Origin of the sequence: Hymenobacter sp., assembly GCF_036388155.1 — a bacterium.
GTDB lineage: Bacteria > Bacteroidota > Bacteroidia > Cytophagales > Hymenobacteraceae > Hymenobacter.
In genome coordinates this window covers 106,369-124,773 of the sequence record NZ_DASVSI010000145.1, presented here as the reverse complement: position 1 = coordinate 124,773, position 18,405 = coordinate 106,369, and the positions used below count along the sequence as shown (strand labels likewise).

At 61.1% G+C, this 18,405-nt stretch carries 12 protein-coding genes; all 12 read right to left on the bottom strand.

Annotated elements, in window-relative coordinates; genetic code table 11:
* Window positions 1–82: 82 nt before the first annotated feature.
* The 12 genes from VF629_RS20805 to VF629_RS20750 all read right to left on the bottom strand — a co-directional run bounded on the left by VF629_RS20805 (window position 83) and on the right by VF629_RS20750 (window position 18,134).
* Window positions 83–1,618, bottom strand: a complete 1,536-nt coding sequence (locus VF629_RS20805; RefSeq protein WP_331060428.1) for a tagaturonate reductase — start codon at window positions 1,616–1,618, stop codon at window positions 83–85.
* A 20-nt stretch (window positions 1,619–1,638) separates the two neighbouring features.
* Window positions 1,639–2,763 (bottom strand): pectate lyase, encoded by a 1,125-nt coding sequence (pelA, locus tag VF629_RS20800; protein WP_331060427.1) that lies wholly within the window; start codon window positions 2,761–2,763, stop codon window positions 1,639–1,641.
* 44 nt (window positions 2,764–2,807) lie between these two features.
* A complete protein-coding gene (locus tag VF629_RS20795) occupies window positions 2,808–3,158 on the bottom strand; it encodes a cupin domain-containing protein (RefSeq protein ID WP_331060426.1) in 351 nt (116 codons plus the stop codon).
* Window positions 3,159–3,191: 33 nt separating this feature from the next.
* Complete coding sequence (locus VF629_RS20790) at window positions 3,192–5,054, bottom strand: RagB/SusD family nutrient uptake outer membrane protein (protein WP_331060425.1); 1,863 nt, start codon at window positions 5,052–5,054, stop codon at window positions 3,192–3,194.
* 39 nt (window positions 5,055–5,093) lie between these two features.
* The gene (locus VF629_RS20785) at window positions 5,094–8,405 is read right to left on the bottom strand and encodes a TonB-dependent receptor (RefSeq protein WP_331060424.1); all 3,312 of its coding nucleotides are present in this window, start codon (window positions 8,403–8,405) and stop codon (window positions 5,094–5,096) included.
* A 35-nt stretch (window positions 8,406–8,440) separates the two neighbouring features.
* Window positions 8,441–9,271, bottom strand: coding sequence for a 5-dehydro-4-deoxy-D-glucuronate isomerase (gene kduI / locus VF629_RS20780; RefSeq protein ID WP_331060423.1), 831 nt, complete (start codon window positions 9,269–9,271; stop codon window positions 8,441–8,443).
* Window positions 9,272–9,393: 122 nt separating this feature from the next.
* Window positions 9,394–10,164, bottom strand: coding sequence for an SDR family oxidoreductase (locus VF629_RS20775; protein ID WP_331060422.1), 771 nt, complete (start codon window positions 10,162–10,164; stop codon window positions 9,394–9,396).
* A 351-nt stretch (window positions 10,165–10,515) separates the two neighbouring features.
* A complete protein-coding gene (locus VF629_RS20770; RefSeq protein ID WP_331060421.1) occupies window positions 10,516–11,499 on the bottom strand; it encodes a pectinesterase family protein in 984 nt (327 codons plus the stop codon).
* Between the two features lie 12 nt (window positions 11,500–11,511).
* On the bottom strand, window positions 11,512–12,468 hold the full coding sequence (locus VF629_RS20765) for a pectinesterase family protein (protein ID WP_331060420.1): 957 nt from the start codon (window positions 12,466–12,468) through the stop codon (window positions 11,512–11,514).
* Between the two features lie 54 nt (window positions 12,469–12,522).
* Window positions 12,523–14,163 (bottom strand): glycoside hydrolase 43 family protein, encoded by a 1,641-nt coding sequence (locus tag VF629_RS20760; protein WP_331060419.1) that lies wholly within the window; start codon window positions 14,161–14,163, stop codon window positions 12,523–12,525.
* 101 nt (window positions 14,164–14,264) lie between these two features.
* Window positions 14,265–15,950 (bottom strand): sodium/sugar symporter, encoded by a 1,686-nt coding sequence (locus tag VF629_RS20755; RefSeq protein WP_331060418.1) that lies wholly within the window; start codon window positions 15,948–15,950, stop codon window positions 14,265–14,267.
* A 252-nt stretch (window positions 15,951–16,202) separates the two neighbouring features.
* Window positions 16,203–18,134, bottom strand: coding sequence for a glycoside hydrolase family 88 protein (locus VF629_RS20750; RefSeq protein WP_331060417.1), 1,932 nt, complete (start codon window positions 18,132–18,134; stop codon window positions 16,203–16,205).
* Window positions 18,135–18,405: the final 271 nt, after the last annotated feature.

The following is an 18,405-nucleotide window of genomic DNA, read 5'->3' as shown; positions in this document are numbered from 1 at the left end:
CTACCACTAATCATTGATTACCGCCCCGAGCGAGATGTCTCGGCTGCGCTCGACACGACGGTAATTTGAGGTGCGTTTTGTGTTATGAGTTGACAACTACCGTTTTTTTGGTGAAAAACGCGGTCAGCGTAGCCGGTGCGCCTTCCTCCAGCAGTTGCTCCAGGTACTGATTCACCTTGTCGGCAAAGCCGGGCAGACGGGTGAGGTCGTGCCCCCACAAGGCGGTGTTGCGAAGCGCTGCGGCCGCCACGTCTTGCGGGGCAAGGCGAGTCCACAGCTCAGCGAAGTAACCAGCGCGGTCGTCTTGAATGGTGTACGATTCGCCGTTGGCTTCACCCTGGCCCACGCCGGGAGCCGAGGCCGTGTTGCGCATGAATAGCAAGTACGCCGCAAAGCCCAACGCCATATAATGCGGTATGGCTTTGTGCTGCTGGTAGTAGTGAAGCAGGGTAGGCACGTTGCGCATCTGCATTTTGGCGGTGCCTTGCATGGCAATCGCCAGCCAGCGGTGCTCCAGGAAAGGGTTGCGGAAACGGTCGAGCACCTGCATGCCAAAGCGCTGGCCTACTTTCTCGTCCACCGTCAGGGGGATGCCGGGCAGCAAATCGGCCAGCATCAGGTTGTGGATGAAGCGGGCCAGATTCTCATTTTCTAAGCCTTCGCGCACCGTGGTGCAGCCCATCAGGTGCGCCAGGGCGTAGCTCAGCGTGTGCGTGCCGTTGAGCAAGCGCAGCTTCAATTCGCGAAACAAAGTGATGTCGGGCTTGATGACGACTCCTGCCGCCACGCTGTGGAACGACAGTACTTCGCGCACCCGCTCGCCGCCCTCAATGGCCCAGAGCGAATAGGCCTCGGCCACAGTGAGCAATTCGTCCTGGTAGCCCAAGTCTTGCTGCAGTTGGGCGTAAACCGCCGGTTCGGGCCGGCCGGGCACAATGCGGTCGACCAGGGTATTGCAGAAATGGTTGGCCGCTTCCAGCCAATCAATGAACTCGCTGCCCAGGTCGTTGCGGTGCGCCAGCTCCAGCACAATGGCTTCCAGCTTGCGGCCGTTGTCGGGTATCAGCTCAGTCGGCACAATCACCAGCCCGCAGTTTACGTCGCCCTTGAAGGCTTCGAAGCGCGCGTGCAACACGGCCAGCAGCTTGCCCGGAAACGACTGCGGCGGCGCGAGGTGAATGTCCTCGTTCACCAACTGGATGCCTACTTCGGTGGTGTTTGAAATGACCACCTGCAAGTCGGGGCTCTTGGCAAATTCCAGCACCTCGGCCCACTGGCTTTTGGCCGACAGCACCCGGCTGATGCTGGCGCACACCACGTTTTCGTCCACGGGCTTGCCGTCGTCCACGCCGCGCACGCACACCGTGTACAGGCCGTCTTGGCGTTCAAACGCCGTGGCGTCGCCGCCGTCCGTCGATTTCACCACCACCACGCGGCCATTGAACACGCCTTGGCGGTTGGCCTCGTCAATCATGAAATCGGGCAGGCCGCGCAACAGCACGCCGGTGCCAAACTGCAGCACCTTTTCGGGCAGGTCAAACAGGGCGGGAGTGGGCCACGCTACTTTGGCGGCAGCGGCCGGTGCGGCCAGGGCTAAGGCTTTGGTTAACGTATTCATGGGTAGTTCTACTAGCCGGTTTATTTTTTGGCGACGCCGTCCACGCGCTTCTGCCAGGCGGGGTAATCTTTTTCCAGCAGCTTGGCGGGCCAGGTGCCGGCGTAGAGGTAGCCAGCGCGGCGCTCTACTTCTATTTCAGCGAGTTGGTAGTGCACTTGGCTGTCGCGGCCCACGTAAATCGGTCGGTCGGTTTCCAAGTCATAAAAGCGCGCCCAAATGGTGGAATTAGCGTCCGGCACGATGACCCGGTCGAGCACCTTCTTTCCATCAGGGGCAGTGATTTCCTTCATCGCGAAGCCTTTCATCTTCACCTTCTCAAACCACGCCATGGCGCTGGCAATGGCCTTTTTCACTTCCTCAGAAGGCTTTTCTATGCCCATCAAAAACCGCACAATTTCCACCGACTCGTCGCCACTCAAAGAGGCTAATTCGAAGGCACGGGCTTTGGCGGGCTTCAGCGTCTTCTCGTCGTACTGCGCGCACCAAGCCGTCAGCTGGCCGTTGCGCACGTACTGGGTTTTCAAAATGCAGTCGATGCCGCGCTCCACGGCGGCCTGGGCCTGAGGCACCAGGGTCGGGTCGAGGCCGGTGAGCTGCTTGGTACCGGTAGCCACGTTGCGCAGCAGCTCCAGCACCCGCACCATGGCGTTGTCGTTGTAGGTAATCTGGTGGCGGTAGCCGCTGAAATCGGGGTAGAATTGCGGAAAACCGCCGTTGGCGTACTGCATTTTCAGCAGAAAGCGAATACCATTTTCGGCGCCCTGGCGGTAGGCGGGGTTGTTGGTTTTTTGGTAGGCACCGGCCAGGTAGAAGATTTCGCGGGTTGTGGCGTTATTATCAATGGTGGCATCCTTGCGGCTCTTGTCGTCCAGCGTACGGGCCCGCTCGGCGGCGGTCATCGGGTGCTTGTAATCCACCTTCACGTTGTCCACGGCTTTGGGCCAGCCGCCCACGGCGCGCTGATAAATCAGCATTTTTTCGGCAATGCTGTCCTGCCCCGCCACTGGCGCCGACGCAATGCCGCTGGCGGGGGTGCTGCCCATTGCTGCCGGGCCGCCCGCCGCCGCGCTCTGCCGCGCAGGGTCAGCGCTGATGCAGGCTTGGCTGAGGCCGGCCAACAGGAGCAGTTGTTGCAGATTTATCATGCGTCTGAAAGGGAGAAAAGACATCGTCCTCCGCTGTGGATTGATTATAGAAATTCGGTGCGCGCCGGGCTGAAAACATCCAGCAACGCGCCGGCTTCGAGGCACTCTACCCCGTGCCAGACGTTGGACGGCATGTAGCACGAGTCGCCGGCACGCAGCACTTGGGTCTGGTCGCCGATGTTCACCGTGAACACGCCGCTCTCCACGTAGGTCAGTTGCACGTGCACGTGTTGGTGCCGCGCCCCAATGCCGCCCTGGTCGAAGGCGACGCGCACCAGCATGGTGTTAGCGTCGTGGGTGAGCACTTGGCGGCGCACGCCTTCGGCCACGGTTTCCCAAGGCCGCCCTTCGGCGACTTTAAACAAGGAAGGTTCCGAAACAGAGGACGAAGCCATGCGCCGACTAATTATGCAGGTTGCTCAAAAGGCTTAGTAGCCGAAGTTTTGCTTCAAGGCCGGGTCAGTGTCCAGAGTGGTCTGCGGAATGGGCAGCAACTCCTTACCCTGGCCGGGCACGTACTCAGCTGCCAAGCCGCTGCCGGTACTCAGCACGGTGGTGCTGGTAGAGCCAGTGGTCACGGTCACGTTGGTGCCGTTGGGCTGCAGGTTGGCCACGTAAGTGGCATCGATGGCTTGGCGCCAGTTCACGCGGGTCTGGCCAGTAGGGGCCGTGTTGGGCGTGGGCGAAGGCCGGTAGAACGAGCGCATCCATTGCACCCGGCCGTTTACCACGCGGTAGTACTGGTACTGCGGCACGTTCTGGTAGGGCGCGGCGCCAAGGCGCAGCTGGTTGAGGGCCGCCTTGGTCTCGGTCAGCTTTTGGGCCAGCAGGTTCCAGCGCAGCAGGTCGTACTTGCGGACGCCTTCGGAGCCAAACTCCAGCAGGCGCTCGTTCACGATGGCGTTGAACATGTCGGCCTTAGTGGCGGTGTTCAGGCCCAGGGCGGCGCGGGCGGCGTTGCCGCCGAAGCCGCGGGTGCGCACTTCCCGCAAAGCGGCAACGGCAGCCACGGTGGGACCGTTCAGCTCGTTGTCGGCTTCGGCATACATGAGCAGCACGTCGGCGAAGCGAATGATAGGCCAGTTGTAGCCCAAGTAGTTATTGGTGCCGGGCAGCGGCGGAATGTGCCAGTCACGGCGGAATTTACCGTCGTAGATGGTGTTCAGGGCCACGCCCGCCTGGTTGTTGCTGCCGCTTGGGTACTGGTAGGGCGCCACCGTGATGTCGCGCCGCACGTCGGTCGAGTCGAAGGCGTAGAAGTAAGTGGGCACCACGGTCACGGCGCCCTGCGTGGAGCCATATATCGGCGAAGCCTGCAGGCGCGGGCCGTTGTAGTAGCCCAGCTTAGAGTCGCCGACGGCAGTTGAACCAGCCATGCCCACCTCAAAAATAATTTCGTTGGCCACGTCACGACGCTGCTCGTTTACGCCGCGCCACAAGTCCGAGAAGCTCGGGTTGAGGGTGTGCTCGCCGCGGCGGTTAATCAGGTCGAGGCATTCCTGGCGGGCAATGCGGTAGTAGTCGAGGTAGTCAGCCGGCCGCGTCATGGTCTCTCCTTTCAGCGAGAAGCCGCCGCGCTGCAGAGCCAGGCGCGCCCGCAGGGCCTTAACGGCGCCCTTGGTGATGCGCTCATTTCCTAGGCCGGCATTGCTGCGGTAAGGCACCAGCTTTGCAGCCAGGGCCAAGTCAGCGATGAGCTTGGTAAGGGTTTCGTTGCGGTCGGCGTTGGGCAGGTTAAAATTCTGACCAGCCTTGGAAGGCGTGAACTGTGCCGGCACGTCTCCCCAGTTCCGAATCAACTCGTAGTAGTACTGCGCCCGCAGGGTCAGGGCCTCGCCGTGAAGGCGGTGCAGGGCGGCCGTGTCGGCAGCCGTGCCACTGGTGTACAGGCTCATCTGCGGGATATTCTCGATGCAGATGTTGGCTCGCTCCACGCCCTGGTAGAGGTTGTTCCAGGGGTTGATGATTTCGACGTTGCTGGAAAACGCCTTGTAACGCGCAATGCCGCGGCGGCCCGTGTCGAACGTGCCCGACGAGCTAATCATCTCGTCGGTGTCGTAGGGGAAGTACATGCTGATGCGGGTGCCGTAGGTGTTGTCGCCCGAGAGCGGGTCGTAGGCCCCGAGCACGGCACTGGTGGCCCCGCTCACCGTGCTAAAGGTGTTCTGCGTGGTTGACAGAGTCTGCGGCTCCACGTCCAGGTAGTCTTTGCAGGAAGTGGCCAAGCCGGCCACGCTGCCCAGCAGCAGCACCGTGGTGGCCGTCCGGAAAGTTGAACTAACTAATTTCATGAGAATGGGTGCGAACGCACAAGCAGGTGGGAGTTGGGATTACAAGCCGATGTTCACGCCGAACAGGAAGGCGCGGCTGCGGGGGTATGCGGCGTAGTCCACGCCAGGCGTGAGGGGCGTACCGCGACGGGTGTTCACCTCGGGGTCGTAGCCCGAATACTTGGTGAAGGTGTACAGGTTGTTGAGCGTCACGTAAAAGCGCAGCTGGTTGAGCTTGGCTTTGCTGATGAGCGTCTTGGGCAGCGAGTAGCCGGCCGTCACGTTGTTCACGCGCAGGAACGAGCCGTTCTCCACGGCGTAGGAGTGCAGGAAGTAGTTGCCCCGCACCGGCGACCAGATGGTGGCGTTGGCGTTCACGCGGTCGAAAGTGGCCTTGTCGGCAATGAGGGCGCCGGTTTCGTCGATGTAGCGCACGCGGTTGGTCATCTCGCTCAGCAGGTTGGCGTAAGAAGTGTTGGCCGTGCTGCTGGTGAACTCAATCTTGTTGGCGTTGTAGATGTCGTTGCCCAACACGAAGTTCAAGAACACGCTGGCGTCGAAACCCTTGTAGGTGAACTGCTGGTTCAAGCCACCGGTCACGTTGGGATTGGCGTTGCCAATCACCGTTTTGTCGGATTCGGTCACGGTGCCGTCGCCGTTGGTGTCCTTCAGCCGGATGGTGCCAACCATAACGGGGTTGCCGGTGATGCTGGCATTGCTGGCCGACGTTTTCTTGAGCACGCCGGTGCGGGTGGCGTAGTTGTAGCTCTCGAAGTCATCGGCGGTGTAGAAGCCGTCGGTAATGTAGCCGTACATCTGGCCCACCGGCGAGCCCACGCGGGCCACGAAGTCGGGGCCCGACAGGGCCGTGCCGGCCCAGCCCGACTGAATGCTCTGGATTTCCGACAAGCCGCTGCCCAACGACTCGATGCGGCCGCGGTTGAGCGCAGCGTTGGCCGTGGCCGACCACGTGAAGTCCGGCGTCTGGATGATGGTGCTCGTCAATTGCAATTCCAAGCCGCGGTTCGAGGTCGAGCCCACGTTTTGCAGCTGCGTGGTGTAGCCCGTGAAGCCGGGGATGGGCACGTTCACCAGCAGGTCGTTGGTGGTGTTGTAGTAGGCATCAGCCGTGAACTGCACGCGGTTGTTGAACAACGCCAGGTCCACGCCCACGTTGCGGGTGGTGGTCACCTCCCATTTCAGGTCGGGGTTGGCCAGGTTGGTGGCCGAAGTAGCGGGCGTGGTCACGTGGTTGAGGGCGTACGACACATTGCCGGCCTGGAAGAGTTGGTCAGTCAGGAAGTCGGCAATGCGGTTGTTGCCGGCCTGGCCGAAGCTCAAGCGCAGTTTCAAATCCGACACGGCTGGCATTTTGAAGAAGTCTTCTTTCGACAAGCGCCACGCCACCGAAGCGCCGGGGAACACCTGCGAGCGATTGCCGGGCTTGAATTTCGACGAGCCGTCGAGTCGAGCCGAGAGGGTCACTAGGTACTTGTCGTCGAAGGAATAATTCAAGCGGCTAAAGCCCGAAAGCAGGCGGTAGTCCACGGGGACGCCAGTGCTGGGCAGCACGGGCTGGGCGTTGGTGCCCACCGGCAGCACGGCCTGGTTGATGTTGGCCAGGGCCCGCTCGGCCGTGATGTCGAGCGGCAGGAAGTTCACCTGTGTGAAGGCCGTGGTGGTACGCTGCTGGTAGGTTTCCTCGCCCAGCAGGACGTTCAGCACGTGCTTTTCTTTGCGCAGCGTGTAGTCCAGCACGTTCGAGTTGTTGATGGTGGTGGTGTTGCCAGTGCTGATAGTAGCGAAAGGCAATTCCTGGTAGCCGCCGGCAGCCTGCCGGATGGTGGGCGAGAAGCGGCCGTTGAAGGTGCCCAGGTCGCCATAGGTGAAGTCGACGCCAGCCGTGGAGCGGAACACTAGGTCCTTGGCGATGGTGAAGGCTGCCGTGCCGCCCAGGTTGAAGGTACGGCGCTTGTCAGAGCGGTACTCATTGTTGATGGCCAGCACCGGATTCACGAGCGACGACTGGGTGAAGAACTCGGGGTCGAAGCTTGCAGTGGGGTCTGCGCCGGCCGAGCCATCAAGTGAAGGCAGCACAAAGGGCAGGTACTGCACCGTGTTGCGCAGGCGCGAAGTCACCGCCGAGCCCGTGTTGGCGGCCTGGCCCGTCGAAGACGTGCCGATGGCCGCGCCCGTGCCAGCGCCCTTGTTTTCCTGGTCATTAAAGCGCACGTTCACGCCCAAGCGCAGGCGGTCGCTGGCTTTGGTGTCGAGGCGGAAGTTTACCAGCTTGCGGTCGTAGCCCGAGCCGAGCTGAATGCCATCTTCCTTGTTGCTGGTCAGGCTCAGCGAGTAGGTGGTGGCCTTCGTGCCGCCGCTCACCGACACATTGTGGGTTTGCTGGAACGCATCGCGGCCAAACACCTCGTCCTGCCAGTCGCGGAATGGCGCGTTGCGCACCCGGTTCAGCGTGTCGCTGGTGAAATTGGTGGAGCCGAAAATGCGCTTGAACGTGGCAAAGGAGCTCGACAAATCGGCGGCGTTGCCCGACAGGCGGGCCCGCTCGTACTGCCAATTCACGTAGTCAGACGGACCCATCACGTCCAGCTTATTGCTAAGGCGACGGAAGCCGCCAAAGCCGTTGTAGGTAACGGCAGTGCGGCCTTCACGCCCGCTCTTGGTCGTGATGATAACTACGCCGTTGGCGCCGCGCGCGCCGTAGATGGCCGTCGAGGAAGCATCCTTCAGCACGTCGACTGATTGAATGTCCTGCGGCGCAATCACGCTCAGCGCGTTTTCAATCTGAATACCGTCGACCACGTACAGCGGCGAGTTGTCCTGAGTGATGGAACCGCCGCCGCGCACCCGAATCTGCACGTTGTTGTTGCCCGGGGTGCCTTCGGCCGAGGTGAGCTGCACACCAGCCAAGCGGCCGGTCAGTGCCTCAGCGGCCGAGTTCACGGGGATGTCCTTAATCTGCTGCGCACCCACCGACGACACCGAACCGGTAACGTCGCGCCGCGGCACTTCCTGGTAGCCAATTACCACCACATCCTCTAGCTGCTTCGAATCCGAAGCCAGGGTCACGTTGATGGTGGACTGGCTGCCCACTTTGATGGCCTGCGGCACGAAGCCCACGAAGCTGAAGCGCAGGGTGGCATCGGCCGCAGTAGCCTCGGGCAGCGTGAGGCTGTAGTCACCATTCGGGCCGGTGGAAGCGCCGTTGGTGGTGCCTTCCACCAGCACGGTCACGCCGGGAAGGGTTTCGCCCTCGGCCGATTTCACGACGCCCTGAACCTGTCGGTTCTGCGCCGCCGCTAGCCCAATGCTCCCCAGGAGCAGCAGCCAGAACAGGAGAAATTGTTTTTTCATCAGTATAAAGTTGAGTGGGAGTGTAGTGAGTTAGTTTAGCGTAGCGTGTCGAGGGGGACGGCGTCCATGTCGGTGTATTCGCGGTTTTCGCCGGCCATGCCCCAGATGAAGGCGTAAGCGCTGGTGCCGCAGCCGGTGTGGATGGACCACGGCGGCGAGAGGATGGCCTGCTCGTTGTTCACCCACAGCGGGCGCGTCTCGGTGGGCTCGCCCAGCAGGTGCAGCACGCGCTGGCCGGCGGGCAGGTTGAAGTAGAGGTAGGCCTCCATGCGCCGGTCGTGGGTGTGGCTGGGCATGGTGTTCCACACGCTGCCTTCCTGCAGCTGCGTGAGGCCCATCACCAGCTGGCAGCTCTGGATGCCTTCCTGGTAGATGTATTTGTAGATGGTGCGGCGGTTGGCCGTTTCCACGGCGCCCATTTCCACGGGCGTGGCCTCGGCCTGGGTGCGGCGGGTGGTGGGGTACGCGTGGTGGGCCGGCGCCGACAGCAAGTAGAACTTGGCCGGCTGGGCCGCGTCGGCGCTGGCAAACGCCACCTCTTTCGCCCCCATGCCCACGTAGAGGCAATCCTGGTAGTTCAACTCGTAGGCGGTGCCGTCCACCGTAACGGTGCCGGCGCCGCCCACGTTCAGGGCGCCCAACTCGCGGCGCTCCAAGAAGAAGTCGGCCTTGAGCGATTCCGGGCAAGGCAGCGACAGCGCTGCATCCATGGGCTGGGCACCGCCCACAATCATGCGGTCGTAGTGCGTGTACGTCAGCTCGATGTGGCCGCCCACGAAGATGTTTTCAATCAGGAAATGTTCCCGAAGGCCGGCCGTGTGGAGCGTGGCGGTTTCGCGGGGGCCGATGGCAAAGCGCTGGGTCATGAGGAGGATGTGCTAATTATGTAATGTGCTGATATGCTGACTAAAACGATGATGCGTTGGCGTATTGGGTTGCCTTGTGATGGAGAACACTCAACACATTAGCACATCACATAATCAGCAAATCACCGCCCCATCCAGCCGCCGTCGACGGTGAGGATGGTGCCGTGCACGTAGTCGGAAGCGGCCGAAGCCAGGAAAACGGCTGGGCCTTTGAAATCATCGGGCGTGCCCCAGCGACCGGCCGGGATGCGGCCCAGGATGCTGGCCGAGCGGTCGGGGTCCTGGCGCAGGGCGGCGGTATTGTCGGTGGCCACGTAGCCGGGGGCAATGGCGTTCACGTTCACGCCGCGGCCGGCCCACTCGTTGGCCAGGGCTTTCACCAGGCTGCCCACGCCGCCTTTGCTGGCCGCGTAGCCCGGCACGTTGATGCCGCCCTGAAACGTGAGCAGCGAGGCCGTGAACACGATTTTGCCGCTTCCCTGCCGCAGCATTTGCCCGCCGATGGCGCGGGCCAAGCGGAAAGGCGCGTCGAGGTTGATGGTCAGCACCGCGTCCCAATCTTCGTCGGAGTGCTCGGCGGCCGGGGCGCGTCGGATGGTGCCGGCGTTGTTGAATAAGATGTCTATAATGGGGAAGTCCGCCTGTACCTGCTGGATGAAGCCGTTCAACTGGCCCAAGTCCCCGAAATCGGCGCGGTAGCCGTGGTACTCCCGGCCCAGTGCCCGCACGGCCAGCTCCGTCTCGCCGCCCTGGGGCATGCTCCGCGACACGCCGATGACGTCAGCGCCGGCTTCGGCCAGCCCCAAGGCAATGGCCTGCCCAATGCCCCGGTCGCATCCCGTGACGAGGGCACGCTTGCCAGCCAGGCTAAACGAGGAAGGGAATGCAGTCATAAAAAGGACGTGACGAAGACGACAAAAGAAGCCATTTAGCGGGCCAATCCCGTAGAGGGTGGTTTTGCTACATTAAAGGTTTCACGCTAGCCCGGCCAAATCCAAGAGTTGGACAATGTTTTTTTGTGCAATCGTTGCCGGGAACGATGCCACAAGGGACAAGCCAAGCTTTTTTTGCGTTTAAAATGCCCCATATAAGCCAGGAAAGCCAAATTTACTCTGTAGCAAATGGCACCGGAGCCATTCGGTGAATTTTGCATTATAACTATAAATCGCTCCGAGTCGCACTTCATGCGTTTTTCTTACTTCGGTGCCTGCCTCAGTGCTTCGGGGCGCCGAGATGCGTGACACTTATTGCTGGCTAGGCTCCCACGGCTGTGCACCCCCGAATATGGCCTTCAGCGTGTAGCGTTTGGCTTCCTTGGCTGATAACTGCCGCGCCCAAGCCACCCGGCCTTTGGGACTGGCGCCGGGGCCGGTGGAACGGTACTCGGCGTAGAAGGCCGTTTTCTCGTTGGCGGGGTTGCGCCAATTGTCCCAGCCGGCGGGCGCAATGTGCGCGCCCATCTCGGTGTTGAGGAACACCGTTTTGGCGTTTGGGCGCCACGGCCGGCCCAAGTATACTTTGCGGGCGGCGGTGTCGGCGGTGAGCTTGCAATTCAGGAACACAAAGCCGTAGAGCTGGCGCGCGGTGGTGGCGGCCGCCGTGATGTAGGAGTTGCGCTTGCTGTGAATGGTGCAGCCCTCGAAAACAGCCGTGGCGGTGCCAAAAATAAAATCCGTGGTGCCGGCGATGTAGCAGTTCACGTAATACTGCCGGCTGTTTTCCACGGCCGGAAACAGGGTGTCTTGGTTGCCCAGCATGCGGCAGTTGCGGAAAATGGCGCGGTCGCCTTCCACGTGCAGGGCCACGGCCTGGCCCACGGGGCCCGCCGCGTTCTCGAAGCTTATGTTTTCGGCGGTGAAGTCGTTGGCTTGCACCAGCACGGTGTGCGAAGAATAGGTGTTGTGCCCGGCCGCGTCGCCGGTGTGGTCGGCAAAGGTGATGACGGTGCCCGCGGCGCTTTCGCCCACCAGCTTCACGTGCGTTTTGTGGGAGGGCACCACCAGCTTTTCGCGGTAGATGCCGTTTTTGATGGAGATGGTGACCGTTACCTGCGACAAATCCCGGGAGGCATTCACGGCTTCCTGAATGGTGCGGTAGGTGCCCGTCCCGTCCTGAGCCACGGTCATCTGCGTCACCTGCGGGGCGGGCGCAGCGGGGGCGGGTGTTTGTTGGGCATGGGCTTTTGCCCCCACAAGGAGCAGGGCCAGGAATAAGCTGTGCGTCTTCATGCCCGTCGTCTTTTACTCAACCCGCGTGGGGTCCCAGCCGCCCAGCACGGTGCTGCGGGTGTAGAAAGCCGCCTGCTGGGGCGTGAGCTGCTTCGACCACAAGATGCGCGCTTTGGGGGCAGCCCCCGGACCGATGGATTTGTACTCGGCGAAAAAAGCGTCCTGCTTGTTGCTTTCCTTGCCCCAATGGTCCCAGCCTTTGGGCTTGATGATTTTGCTCAGCTCGCAGTTCAGCAGTACGGTCTTGCCGAAGGGCTTCCACGGCCGGGCAATGTAGTATGAGTCGTCGGGGGCGTCGCCAACTATTTTGCAGCCCGACAGCACAAAGCCGTAGCGGATGCTGTCCGGGGTGGAAGTGGCAATCATCACGGTGCCGCCCGGCTTGCAAAACAGCGTGCAGTCCTCAAAATACGCCGTAGCCGAACCCAGCATGAAGTCGGTGACGCCCTCCACGTAACAGTTCTTGTAAAACTGCCGGCTGCCGTAGCCGTAGGCATACAACGTGTCGCGGAAGCCCAGGAAGCGGCAGTTCTCGAAGCGGGCTTTGTCGCCGTACACCCACATGGCGGGGCCCTGCCCTAACGTGCCGGCCGTGTTTTCGAAGGTGATGTTTTCAGCCGAGAAATTCTTGCCAAATACCCGAAAAGTAGAAGCTTCGGACGTGCCGAGCGGCTCGCCATTAGCGGGCGTGCGGCCGTTATAATCGTCGTAGGTCAGCACCGTGGTGTTGAGGTCCTCGCCCACCAGGCGCACAAAATCTTTCTTTTTCGGCAGGTTGAGCTTCTCCTTGTAGATGCCTTTTTTGATGAAGATGACGACGGGCCGCGTGTTGTTCAGCGGCACCGCGTCGAGGGCCTCTTGCACAGTTCGGTAGGTGCCGCTGCCATCCTGGGCCACGGTCACGCGGGAGTTCTGCGCAAAGCCGGTCAGGCTGAGGAACAAGAAGGCAACAAGTAGAAATTTAGTCATGGGTGGGACGGAACAAAGCGTATATTTTTGGAGGCGGTAGTACACCCTGCGAATTTAGAGCGTCACACGCCACCAGTCCAAGTCTGCATTGCCCGAATCATTCGTTTTGCCAATTCGATTGCAGAATAAGCCAATTTTCGACCCAATCCACTTCCCTTCGCGGGCCTGAAATTCAGTACCGACGGGCTCGAATTTCTGTCCGTCCAAGCTGTAGCTGAAGCGGCACTTGGCCCCGGCCGTCACCTGCACCCGCAGGTACACGGGGCCCGTAGCTGGCGCAATGCTGACGGGCGCCGCGCCCGTTTCCGGGGTGAGTTTGTCGGCGTCGCGGCAGGTGGTTTGGGCAATCTGCCAGCGGCCCGCTTGGTTGGTTATCGACAGGTGGGCGTAATCAAGGCCCATCACCAGCAGGCCCACCTTTTCTCCATCGAATCGGGGCGTAAACGTCAGCTTGGTGGTGGCGGTGAACACCTCGGCCGGAAACTTCTGCATCAGCAGGTTGGGCACCTGCCAGTAGTTCTTAAAATCGGCGGGCAGCGGCACGGCGTACAGCCGCAGGTAGCCCTGGGGCCCGTTCAGAAACGACCACCCGATTTGCGGGTTGGCGTGCCACTGCCATTGCAGGCCCAGCGCGGTGCGGCTGAACTCGTCGGAAGTGGCGGGCGTAGCCAGGGGTTGCGCCGGGCCGGGCACGCGGGGCTTGCGGTAGGTGAGCACGGGCTGGCCTTTGCCGTCGCCGTCGGGGTCGGTGCCGATGACGGGCCAGTCGTTCTTCCAAATCATGGGCTGCAGGTGCACCACCCGGCCGTAGGCGCCCTGGTCCTGGAAATGCAGAAACCAGTCCTCTTTGCCGTCGGGGGTATCCACCCAGGCGCCCTGGTGCGGGCCGTTGACCGGCGTCTTGCCTTGGTCCATCACAATTCGGTCTTCGTAGGGGCCGAACACGTTTTTGGAGCGCAGCACGGTTTGCCAGCCGGTGGGCACGCCGCCACCGGGCGCGAAGATGTAGTAGTAGCCGCCGCGCTTGTAGAACTTGGGCCCTTCGATGGTGGGGTGCTTGGCGTGGCCATCGAACACCAAGGCATCGTCGCCGACAACCTTTAGGCCGTCGGGGGTCATGCGCGACACGGCGATGATGGACTTGAAACCGGCCCGGCTGCCCGCAAAAGCGTGCGCGAGGTAGGCCTGCCCGTCGGTATCCCAAAGCGGGCAGGGGTCAATCCAGCCCTTGGCTTCTTTAATGAGTTTGGGCGTTTCCCAGGGCCCGGCCGGGTTGGTGGCGCGCGTCACGTAAATGCCGCGGTCGGGGTCGGGGTAGTAGATGTAGAACTGCTTGTTGTGGTAGCGGATGGCGGGCGCCCACACCCCATTGCCGTGCTGCGGCAGCCGAAACTCAGCCACGGGCGGTTGCTCTTTGAACACCGCCCCGATGATGGACCAGTTCACCAAATCCTTGGAATGCAGGATTTGCAGGCCCGGCACGGCGTTGAAACTCGACGAGGTTAGGTAATAATCGCTGCCCACCCGCACTACGTCGGGGTCGGAATAGTCGGCGTAGAGCACCGGGTTTTTGTAGGTGCCGTTGCCCAGGTCGGGCACCCAAACTTTCGACAACGTAGACTGGGCGGCGGCGCTTAGCGCAAAGCTGAGGGCCAACCCGATGCCGAGCACTAGTTGGCGGGTGAGGTGAAACATAAGCGCTGCTTTTTACAATTCAGCCCACAAGCAAAACCCACAATCAGCCCGCGAAAACGGCCTAACTGTGGGTTTCAAGGGCAACGATTAGGCTCCCGCTTCTACCAATAGATGGTGTAGAGCGCGGTCAGGATAACGACAATGGCCCCGGCGCCAATGGCGAAACTCGGCTGCGGCTTGAACATGCTGCTGTCGACTTCCAAACCGTTGGTTTTTACGCCGCGGCTGGTTTCAAACAGGCTGATGAGCACCATAACGAAGACGCAGATGACGAACACGAAGCCCATCCGGTCGAGGAAGGGGATTTCGTATACACCCGCCGCATTCGGCACCGCGAAACCCAGCGGCGCCAAGAACGAAAGGTCCATCACGGTAGGCAAGAACTTGAAGCCCACCGACAGCAGGAAGCCGCCAATGGTGGCGAACAGCGCAGCGGTGGAAGTCGTTTTCTTCCAGAAGAAGCCCAGGATGAACATGGCAAAAATGCCCGGCGACACGAAGCCGGTGTACTCCTGAATGTACTGGAAGCCCCCCTTCTTGTCGATGCCCAGGTGTGGCGCGATGAGCACGCCCAGAATCATGGCCACGATAACCGAGATTTTGCCCACGGCCACCAGCTTCTTCTCCGAAGCTTCGGGATTGATGACCTTCTTGTAAACGTCGAGGGTAAAGATGGTCGCAATCGAGTTGGCCTTACCGGCCAGCGAGGCCACCACGGCCGCCGTGAGGGCCGCGAAAGACAAGCCTTTCAAGCCCACCGGCAGGATGTTGAGCAGCACCGGATACGCACGGTCAGGGTTCAAGTCGGCGCCCTGGCCAAACTCGGCGGGGCCGAACACGTCCTGCTTGTAGAGCACGTAGGCCGCAATGCCGGGCAGTACCACAATCACGGGCATCAGCAGCTTGAGGAACGCGGCGAACAAGATGCCGGCGCGAGCCGTGGGCAGGTCGGCGCCCAGGGCGCGCTGCGTAATGTACTGGTTGCAACCCCAGTAGTTTAGGTTCACAATCCACATGCCGCCGAGCAGCACGGTCAGGCCGGGCAGGTCCATGTAATTGGGGTTGTCCTTCTTGAAAATCATCTGGAAGTGGTCGCCGGCGTTCTGAGTCATCAGGTTGAAGCCGCTGATAACGCCCGACTGCCCGTAGTGCTCGGCCACCAGGTCCAGGGCCAAGTAGGTGGTGGCGAGGCCGCCCAAAATCAGGAAGAACACCTGAATAACGTCGGTGAAGCCAATCACCTTCATGCCGCCCAGCGTGATGATGACGGCAAACCCGGCCAGCGCGTAGAGGCAGAACTCCAGGTTCAGGCCGGCGATGCTGCTAATGGCAATGGCACCGAGGTAGAGAATCGAAGTGAGGTTGACCACCACGTAGAGGGCGAGCCAGAAAATGGCCATAATCATGGCCACCGTGCCGTTGTACCGCTGGTTGAGGAACTGCGGCATCGTAAAAATGTGGTTCTTCAGGTACACCGGGATGAAGAACACGGCCACGATGACCAGCGTGATGGCCGCCATCCACTCGTAGGTGGCAATGGCCAGGCCCATCTTAAAGCCCGAACCGGACATGCCCACGAACTGCTCGGCCGAGATGTTGGAGGCGATGAGCGAGGAACCGATGGCCCACCACGTCAGGGAGCCTTCGGCGAGGAAGTAGTCCTTGGAATCGCCTTCGAGGGTGCCGTCGTGGCCCGTTTTGCGCCGGTACACCCAGATGCCGTAGCCGGATACGATGATGAAGTAGACGAAGAAAACGATGTAATCAATCGTGTCGAGCTTGTTCATTGAGCGAAAGAGTGGGAATTAAGGTGCTGTTGCTTCGCACGCGGCAAAGCGTAGCGTTGGCGAAGCTATGGAAAGGTAATGTTCCGGTAAAAAAACGGCTTCTGAAAGGAAAATCTTTGTTTTTCCTTCAGAAGCCGTTCCGAAAACGTTGCCGATAGCCGCTTTTCTCCCCGAGGGCCGAGCTTAAGTCACAACCGCTTACACAACCGATTGTGTAGTGGCTCAACTAATTGCGTCAGCCCTTCTAGTCAATTACTTACTGCCTAGCAGCCAAGCAGCTAAATCTTTTCCAGCCTGAAAATTTTGATAGGTGGCGGGAATCTTGCGGCCGTCCACGTACTCGTTGTAGAGCCACGGGTCGCCGAGGACGAAGACCCGGCCCTTGCCCAGCATGGCCGTGGCCATGATGTTCTTGCCGCCGTTGGCCACCAGCGGCTGCGCCGGGCTCTGCAGCGCCAGCACCGACAACTCCTTCACGTAGGCAGTGCCAGCCGTTTTGAACACGGCTTTGCCGGGCGTGAGGTCCACTTTGCCTTGCTCGAACTGGTCGCCTTTCACCATGTTCACGCTCTGGTCGGTGAACTGCACGCCGAAGTTCTTGGCCAGTTCGTTGAAGCGCTTGGTTTCGCAGTTAGCCGTGTCGTTGGCGAAAAGCACGAGGGTGCCGCCGGCCTTCACCCAGTCGGCAATGGCTTTGCTGTCGGCGGGCTGCACGTAGTTGGGCTTGGGCGACTCCTTGCGCGAGTCTGGGTCCACGATGATGTACACGCTCAGGTTCTTGAGGCTAGCGGCCGTGGGCGCCGTGGGCGCCGCTACCGTCTTAGCGCCCAGCTCCCGGAACTGGTTGCCCCAGAAATAGAAGCCGCCGTGGCTGCGCTCTTCCCAGGTGTAGTGCCACTGCTCCTGCTCGCCGGTGAGGGCGTTTTTGCGCATCTCGTGGTTGAAGTAGTAGTCGAGGCCCACGGTCTTGTTCTGACCCAGGCTGTTCTCGGCCGCAATTTCCATTTCGGTGCTCGCCAAGATGAACGGGCCCACGCCTTTCAAGTCGTTTTTGCGGAGCGGCTCGCTCAGGTAGTATTCAAACGAGCCGTTGCGATATGGATTGCCGCCCAGCCCGCCCACGCTCACGGTGCCGTTGAAGGCCAGCGCGCCGGCCGGCTCCGTGGCCACGAAGGTTTTCAGCAGGCCTTCGTAGCCTTTGCGGGCCACCTCGGCATACTTTTTATCCAAGTAGCCCATGCGGGCGCCTCTGGCCAGCGCGTACACGAACATGCTGCTGCCCGAGGCCTCGGCATAGTTGCCCTTGCGGCTTTCCTGCGCCATCACGAGGCTCCATGTGCCGGTTTTGGGGTCCTGGTACTTGGCCAGCACGGGGGCTAGGCGCTGCAGGGCTTTCACAATCGCCGGGCGCTGCGGGTGGTTGGCGGGGAAGTAGTCGAGCACGTCGACCAACGCCATGCTGTACCAGCCAATGCCGCGGTCCCAGAAGTTGGGCGACTGGCCGGTGGTTTTGTTGGCCCACTGCTGCTCTTTGCTCTCGTCGTAGCCATGGTAGAGCAAGCCGGTTTTGGAGTCAACGAGGTTCTTCTCGATAAGGGCAAACTGCTTGGCCACGTCGTCGAAGCCCGCGGGCTGGTTGAAGGTCTTGCTGTACTCGGCGTAGAACGGCTCGGCCATGTACAGGCCGTCGAGCCACATCTGGTTCTGGTAGATTTTCTTGTGCCAAAAGCCACCGGCTTTAGTGCGGGGCTGGCCGTCGAGCTGCTTGCGCAGGAGCTGAGCGGCCTTGACGTACTTCTCGTTGCCGTTGCTGGGCAGCGAGAGCTGGCTCATCATCAGCAGGGCGTGGCCGGTGGTGAGGTTGTCGAGGTTGTAGTCTTCCAGCTTGTAGGTGCGGATGCTGCCGTCGGGCTGCACAAACTGGTCGAGGTCCTTCTTAATGTAGGTGTAGTATTTGGCGTCGCCGGTGCGCTGCCACACCCGTTCCAGGGCCTTCATCATCAAGCCCTGCTCGTAGTCCCAACGGGCGGTTTTGCGCGTGCCGATGAGGATGGAGTCGGGATGCCAGGAGATGAAGGCGTCGGCCATGCGCTGCGACATGGGCGCAGGCTTCGGGGCCGTTTGGGCACTTAGGGATTGGGCGGCGGTTAGCAGAAGTAAGCTGCCAAGCAAGCGTGCTGTCATAGCGAAGTATTAGCGACTGGAGGAAGATTGGTTAAGAATTAGGCCGAATGGTGTATTCGGTGATGCAGCAAATCTAACGGTCATGCAGAGCGCAGCGAAGCATCTCGCGTGGAAAACCTCACCCCCGCCCCTCTCCAAAAGAGAGGGGAGCCACGGCGGCCTTATGGAGTTGTTTCGGCCGCACGGACGCCAGATAAACATGACGGACTTTGGGGAGGAATTCACGCAAAAAACCGTCCGGAATTATCCGGACGGTTTGCGGGCTGCGGCG